This window comes from Clostridium pabulibutyricum (assembly GCF_058242705.1).
This window is the reverse complement of sequence record NZ_JBZAYZ010000027.1, coordinates 1-6,295: the sequence shown is the minus strand read 5'-3', so window position 1 is coordinate 6,295 and position 6,295 is coordinate 1. Positions and strand designations below refer to the sequence as shown.

Sequence of the window (6,295 nt, the reverse complement as noted above, 5' to 3'; positions counted from 1 at the left end):
TACTTTTGGGACTATATGAAAACTAGAGATATCAATGCTTTTGGCAATAAGTACTCCAACTTTTTGGATATCTGTTTTTGAAGTGGGATATATTCAAAGTGGCTCTGACATTTATGTGCGTCGTTTTGTTGGATGTGTCTTATCCTGCTTTTTATTTTGTACTTGTTGGATACGATGTATAAGTGTACCCTTAATAAATTTTGTTTTTTTATTTCTTGAATATCTGGACTAATTTATTTTTATGTGCTTAAAATTCGTGTAGAGGCTTTATATTGACAATTTAATTTGTTATGCATATAAAAGTATGTCTTTATGGTTAAAGTTGTTTAAAATGGCTTAAAATTAATTTTAGAGCTATGTTGTGAATTTAATATGTGCTTTTATTTTTTTTGTTTATGTAATTGTGTATTGATTTTGTTTTTAAATTATATTAACATAAAAGTAATTAATTGGTAATTTCTTTACTTTTATGTGGGGGTATTTATAAAAATGAATGGTGATGAATATAAAAAACTAAATATTGACGAGAGGGTCAAATTTTTAAATTTAGAGCTTCAGAAGGGGAATAGCTTGTCTTTTATTTTTACCAAGCTTCTAGGGGTCTCTAAGAGCCAATCAGGCATTATTAAAAAGAATGGGTATGTGTTTGTGAATAATCAATTTGTTAAATTTAAAGAACTGCCGGGGTGTCCGAAACCTAAGAATCCGGAATTTAAAAATCCTGTTCGCGTCGGTCGTCCTCCTTCTGATGTTGAAAAGTGCAGTGCTAATTTGGTTTTGAATAAAAAAGAATATAAGCTTTTGCAGGTATACGCCCTTTTGCATGATATAAGTGTTAGTGGAATAATAAATGATTTTATAACTAGGTTTGTAAAATCTAAGAATTTGGATTTGAATATCATTAAAAAATAAAAATGCACTTTTAAAAGTGCATTTTTATTTTTTAATGATATGGATAATGGTTGTGTCGATTTTTTTTATGTTGACTAATTTATTTTAGCATAGATTTTTTAGCATAAATTTCGATTTTTTTGCTTGATATTCTTATTGAGCATTTTTTGAAAAAAAATAGGCCTTGCGAAGGCCCTATTTTAGCCGATTTTTTGCTAAAAAAAATCGAGTTTTTTCTTAACTTGATACTATAGAAACAACAGCGATTTATTTTTATATATCGTAAAGTCTTGATTTATCTAGCTTTACGATATATATTTTGACACTAAAAATCCCTAGTGGTAAAATTTTAATTGTCAAAGTCAAAATTTTATAAACACTAGGGGATTTTTATACGTTCCCTAACGAAAAGATTTTACAGTGATCTTACAACAATTTTAACGAAAGAAGTTAGATTCAGTATGTAAAATCCTAACGAAAGGAGCTAGACTTTTATTGTATATTAATAATACCAAAAAAACTGATGAAAAACAAATTCAAATACTGCATGATTACACAACTGCTGGAAAGAAGATAGATTGGGTTGATAAGAAAAAAAGGAATTTGCTTCTGGCAGATAGTTATAAAAGGCTTGGACTCAAGAAGTCATATATTGTTCGTGATTGCAGTACTCTTTTACAGTATAAAGTTTTTAAGGACGGTGTGAGGAAGTTGCATGGATTGAATTCCTGTAGGGATAGATTGTGTCCGTTGTGTGCGTGGAGACGTTCATTGAAGCTGTTTGGACAAGTCTCAAAAATTATGAATAAAGCACTTGAAAATAGAGATTACAGGTTTATTTTTCTTACGCTGACGTGTGAATCTGTACAAGCTTGTGATTTGGACAAGACTTTGGATAATTTGTTTAAAGCTTTTAAAAAAATGAGTGAGAGAAAAATTTTTAAAAGGTCTGTTAAGGGTTGGTTTAGGGCTTTGGAGATAACACATAATTTGAGAAACGATACATATCATCCTCATTTTCATGTGATACTTATGGTGAATAAAAGTTATTTTACCGATAAAGATTATTATATTTCTCAAAATGACTGGGTTGAGTTATGGAAAAGTTGTTTGAAGGTAGACTACACTCCTATAGTTGATGTTAGAGCTTTTAAAGCTTTAGGTGAAAAAGTAGTTAAAAAAAGTGTGGCCGAAGCTGCAAAGTATACTGTAAAGGATAATGATTATTTGATTTATGGTGATGAAAAAACAACGGATGAAATTGTTAAAACTTTAAATTATGTTTTGAAGGGTAGAAGGCTTGTTGCCTTTGGTGGGGAACTTAAAAAAATACATAAAGCTTTAAATCTTGATGATATAAAAGACGGAGATTTGGTTCATGTTAATGATGATGATGAAGTGGAATTGAGGGAAGACGTGGACTATGTTATTGAAAGTTATAAGTGGAATATAGGTTATAAGCAGTATGTAAAAATTGATTAGAGGGGGGGTTCCTTTGGATATAGCACAAATTGAAAATTTATATAAATTAAATGGATTGAATGATTTTGAGTTGAAAAATACAGATGATTTGTTGAGGGTTCATGGATTTGATTATGAAAAAATTGATGGATACAATAGGCTTGATGATTTAAATAGAACTTTTTATAAAAAGTTTATAGTTAAGTTTTTTAATGCTCAATTTTTAGAAGTAAGGTCTCAAATAGTGCCTGGAAGTATTAATTTCGTGGAAGATATATTGTATTTGGGTAAAGAAAATATTGAAGATGATGAGTTTGTACCTTTGGGTGGAACTGTTAATGCTATTTGCAGAAATGGTTTAAAATTAGTAATACATACATGGAGAGATAAAGAGTATAAACACCTTGATATTTTAGAAAATGAAGTGGATGATTATTTGAGATTTGAGTGTGAAATAAATGATAAAAATGAATGGTTGCATGTAATTAAAAATGGTGAGGAATGGTATTAAGCAGGATTATGGGAGGAATACTCCACCCTTCCTGTTAGGGCATTAAAAATTCCCTAAAACCCTGTATAACTTAGGGGGATTCTCCCCCTAAAACTCCGTTGCAATTTGAACATAGAATTAAAGTGCTATCGGAGCTGATAGCACTTTTGTAGTTAGTGGTAATCTTAGAAGTTATAAAAGACATATTTTGATTATATCATATCCCTTTAATTTATTAAGGGCGCACTTATATACCGTATCCGGTGTGTGCGAAATTTTTTATAAAAATTTATTAAAAAGTAAAATATAAAACGCACCGTACACATGAATTTTTTTATGTACACGGTGCGTTTTATCTCTATTGTAGAATTGCTTAAAGACTTAACTATAAATAGTATAAAATTGAATTATATGAATGACAAGTGTTGAAATGTTATTGTAAATAGCATTTAATATTATTTTTAATAACATTTTGATGTTTTAACGTTGAATACATCTATAAATTTAGTGTATACTATGATTAGAAAAACAGTACATGAGATGTATTGCCATCAAGGGATGCGGCTTATCCCTGGCAAAAATAAGCACTGGACGCGCATCCAGTGCTTATCTCGTTGGAATTAAAAACTAAGGTAATATGTTTCTCTGCGTATTGGCTGAAATGGAATTTTTATAGTTTTTAATTCTTTAGTTTTATTTTTTAGTATCAGTATAAGTCTACTCTACCTAGGCTAATACCGATAACTAGGAATATAATAGCTACTTTCAAGTAAGATAAAAACTTTTTCATCTTATCGTTTTCGCTTGTGTATTCTCCAATTTGTATTAAGCCCAGGAGAGCAGAAAAACAGATTAAGTACATGAGATATATCACCACCTTTGTGAGCAGAGATATTACCATGTTTTATATTATAATATATTTAATACTTGATTTAATAATTAATTAATTCTATTGAATAATGTTTATATTTTGGAGTAAAAACGCACCGTGTACATGAAATTTTTCATGTGTGCGGTGCGTTTTTGGTTTAGTTGCTTGATAGAGTTTTGTGGGAGGCAAATTGCCGGACGTCAAAGAAAAAAACAATTTTTAATTGTGTTTCGCCTCATGCGAATTTTTCTTATGACGCAAAATCTACTTACTTGTTAAGTAGATTTTGTAGAGGCAATTTGTCTCCCTACTTTTTAGATATAATATGTATTACTGTTGAAGTATTGTAAATACTAAGTTTTTGTATTAAAATCACTCTATTTTTTTAGTATAAGACTTTGATATTCTTGCATTTATAGTTGTTGAGTATAGTAATTTTAATTTGATTTTCTTTTTTTCAATATTATTTTTTCATATAGTTTTTCTATTATTTTAAATGTTATTAGTGTTAGAATATATAAAGCAAATAGGTATATTGATGTCCATAGTATACCTTCTTTTTTTATGACTAGTTTACTGTTAATTGAGAAGTGTGAGTATGTTATTGTATATAATAGTATTACTAAATACATTAGTATAAATTCCATTATGTTTTGTTTTATTCCTTTGTTTTTTTCTAATATTGAATTGAAAATTAAAGCAGTAATGATTATTACTGATATTGTTAGTATCATGAATTTAATTATAGTGATTATGAGGTCAAAGTTGTTAGTTCCATTGATTATTATGAGATTTGTTTTTGATATTATTAATATGGCTTTACAAAATATAGTTACTGGAATTGCAATTATACCTATACACATTGCTATTACTATAATAATAGCAAATATTTTATCATTTAAAGTATATTTGTCTCTTTTTGTCATATTTAACCATCTCCATCCAAAAAAGTAGTATAATACATATTGTACTAAAAATATACTGTTGGGAGTGGTTATTTTGAAAAACAAATTTGTAATGAAATCTGTTTTGTTTTCTACTTTCTTAATTTTTTTAGGAACTACTGTGGCTCCAGTTACATCAGTTTTTGCAAAGTCGGCATCTAATCCTGTTTCTATTAGTCAAAATGTAAGTGCTGCTAATGTTTCAAAAATAAATACTTATATATCTAGTCATCAAAATGGGACAACTAGTGATTTTATAAAATATGTCTCTACTCTTAATTATAATAATGCATCTCTTTCGAAAAATTCTCTTATACAACCTCAAGGAGTAGTTGGTTATACATTGAAAGCTATAAAAGCTTTTGGATATGTTTGCAGAATTGGAGGGAAAGCACTTAAATATGCGATTGGACCATTATCGCCGTCTAAAGCTAGATTAATTGATCATTATGCCAGAAGAATAGCGTATGCAACTGAACAACTGAGTTCTGGTACCAGGTCTGCTTTAGTATCGGCTTTACATAATGCCGGTGTTCCTGGGAAAATAGCTGAAAATATTGCGGATATAATTATGTCTCTTATATAAATTTGACTGAATGAATATAAATAAAGATTTTTCATTTTGGATAGCTTTGATATTTTCTTGACCATAGATACTTTTATAGTTTGTTTATGTTTTTAATTTTTTTAGTACTAATAAAAATAATTAATATATTGTTGAGATACTGAAAGAGTTTAAACACACCGTTAATATGAAAAAATTTATGTTAACGGTGTGTTTTTGTAGTTAAATTAATAAATAAAATTTTTTAAAAATAGCCTGGCGTCATCAAAACCAGTGTTGTAAAATTCAGCTGCTATGTTGTAAATATAATCTATTAAAGTATTTTCTATATCAAGGCCAAGGTCTTCATCCTGACTTTGAAGTACCTCAATTAAATTTTTTATTTTGGTATTGTCTTTATATAATCCGCCTTTATCCTCAATAAATTTTTCTCTTAAAGTTACTTTTAAATTTTCAATATTGATAATTTCTTTTTCCATTTCCATTACCTCCAAAAATTAATAATTGACTGCTTCAGCCCTTGAAGGTAAACTTAAATCTGTAGGGATGGTCTCCTCCGAGGGGCTGTCTTTAACATTTTTTGATTGATATATTTGATTGATATATAAGTTCAAGTCATTACATCACTTCCTTTGATGGTCTTAGCATAAAATTTCTTTTTTCCCTTTAATCACTCTAAATCAAGAAGCAGAATAAAAAGTCAAGGGCAGAGAAAAAAATTATTTTATTTCTAGCTGATTTACAATCTGCAGAAATAAAATAATTTTTTTCTCTGGCGAAGCGAACCCTTGACTTTTTATCTGCCTTGATAAAATTTTGTGATAAGGGAAAAAGAAATTAATTTTTTGGTGTTGGAGTACTTTTGGGACTATATGAAAACTAGAGATATCAATGCTTTTGGCAATAAGTACTCCAACTTTTTGGATATCTGTTTTTGAAGTGGGATATATTCAAAGTGGCTCTGACATTTATGTGCGTCGTTTTGTTGGATGTGTCTTATCCTGCTTTTTATTTTGTACTTGTTGGATACGATGTATAAGTGTACCCTTAATAAATTTTGTTTTTTTATTTCT

6 protein-coding genes are annotated in these 6,295 nt (G+C 28.8%); 4 read left to right on the top strand and 2 right to left on the bottom strand.

What is annotated here, in order from left to right:
* Window positions 1–489 precede the first annotated feature (489 nt).
* The 3 genes from AC4CVH_RS16000 (at window position 490) to AC4CVH_RS15990 (ending at window position 2,863) form a co-directional block, all read left to right on the top strand.
* The gene (locus tag AC4CVH_RS16000; RefSeq protein WP_490788719.1) at window positions 490–912 is read left to right on the top strand and encodes a hypothetical protein; all 423 of its coding nucleotides are present in this window, start codon (window positions 490–492) and stop codon (window positions 910–912) included.
* A 474-nt stretch (window positions 913–1,386) separates the two neighbouring features.
* The gene (locus AC4CVH_RS15995; RefSeq protein WP_490788718.1) at window positions 1,387–2,373 is read left to right on the top strand and encodes a protein rep; all 987 of its coding nucleotides are present in this window, start codon (window positions 1,387–1,389) and stop codon (window positions 2,371–2,373) included.
* Between the two features lie 13 nt (window positions 2,374–2,386).
* Entirely contained in the window at window positions 2,387–2,863 is a 477-nt protein-coding gene (locus tag AC4CVH_RS15990; protein ID WP_490788717.1) for a hypothetical protein, read from the top strand.
* Window positions 2,864–4,150: 1,287 nt separating this feature from the next.
* On the opposite strand, the gene AC4CVH_RS15985 is transcribed toward AC4CVH_RS15990, so the two are convergent.
* Window positions 4,151–4,639 carry a hypothetical protein gene (locus AC4CVH_RS15985; protein ID WP_490788716.1) on the bottom strand — a complete coding sequence of 163 codons (489 nt, stop codon included), beginning with the start codon at window positions 4,637–4,639 and terminating at the stop codon, window positions 4,151–4,153.
* 73 nt (window positions 4,640–4,712) lie between these two features.
* On the opposite strand from AC4CVH_RS15985, the gene AC4CVH_RS15980 reads away from it, so the two are divergent.
* The gene (locus tag AC4CVH_RS15980) at window positions 4,713–5,243 is read left to right on the top strand and encodes a YqxI family protein (RefSeq protein WP_490788715.1); all 531 of its coding nucleotides are present in this window, start codon (window positions 4,713–4,715) and stop codon (window positions 5,241–5,243) included.
* Between the two features lie 206 nt (window positions 5,244–5,449).
* Here AC4CVH_RS15980 and AC4CVH_RS15975 read toward each other — a convergent pair whose 3' ends face one another.
* Window positions 5,450–5,701, bottom strand: coding sequence for a hypothetical protein (locus tag AC4CVH_RS15975; protein WP_490788714.1), 252 nt, complete (start codon window positions 5,699–5,701; stop codon window positions 5,450–5,452).
* Window positions 5,702–6,295: the final 594 nt, after the last annotated feature.

Excerpts from the sequence above, each read along its gene's own strand:
- AC4CVH_RS16000 (WP_490788719.1), top strand. The coding sequence starts at position 490 with ATGAATGGTGATGAATATAAAAAACTAAATATTGACGAGAGGGTCAAA.
- AC4CVH_RS15985 (WP_490788716.1), bottom strand. The coding sequence starts at position 4,639 with ATGACAAAAAGAGACAAATATACTTTAAATGATAAAATATTTGCTATT.
- AC4CVH_RS15975 (WP_490788714.1), bottom strand. The coding sequence starts at position 5,701 with ATGGAAAAAGAAATTATCAATATTGAAAATTTAAAAGTAACTTTAAGA.